Annotated in this window: 1 protein-coding gene; it reads left to right on the top strand. The window is 44.6% G+C overall.

Features of this window, described 5'->3' with window-relative positions; all coding sequences use genetic code 11:
• Positions 1-23 precede the first annotated feature (23 nt).
• A partial coding sequence (locus OCF96_RS09860) for a MiiA motif-containing surface protein (RefSeq protein WP_474104223.1) occupies positions 24-655 on the top strand: 632 nt, incomplete at its 3' end.

Below are 655 nucleotides of genomic sequence, written 5' to 3'. Positions count from 1 at the left end.
TAGACGATAAAGGAAACGCTACAGTGACAACGCCATCAGGAAACACAGCCGTTATTCCAGCAGCAGACTTAACTAAGTCAGCAGCAGATGCAGCTAAACCAAACGCAGGCGATGACATCGTTAAACCAGCGGACAAAACTGTAGTTGCTAACCCAGACAAACTTACAGATGCTGAGAAGAAAGCCATCGAAGATAAAGTTAAAGCAGTCAACCCAGGAGCTACTGTAGTAGTGGACGATAAAGGAAATGCTACAGTCACAACTCTAGAAGGTAAGACAGCGGTTATCCCGGCGTCAGACTTGACTAAGTCAGCAGCAGATGCAGCTAAACCAAACGCAGGCAATGATATCGTTAAACCAGCGGACAAAACTGTAGTAGCTAACCCAGACAAACTTACAGATGATGAGAAGAAAGCCATCGAAGATAAAGTTAAAGCAGTCAACCCAGGTTCAACTGTAGTAGTAGATGATAAAGGCAACGCCACAGTCACAACGCCAGCAGGTAAGACAGCAGTAATTCCAGCTTCTGACTTAACAAAATCAGCAGCAGACGCATCTAAACCAAATGCAGGTGATGACATCGTTAAACCAGCGGACAAAACTGTAGTAGCTAACCCAGACAAACTTACAGATGATGAGAAGAAAGCCATCGAAGA

Source organism: Streptococcus mitis (assembly GCF_946190065.1).
Taxonomy (GTDB): Bacteria; Bacillota; Bacilli; order Lactobacillales; family Streptococcaceae; genus Streptococcus; species Streptococcus mitis_DE.
The sequence above is the reverse complement of the archived record's forward strand: the minus strand, read 5'-3'. Positions and strand labels throughout refer to the sequence as shown.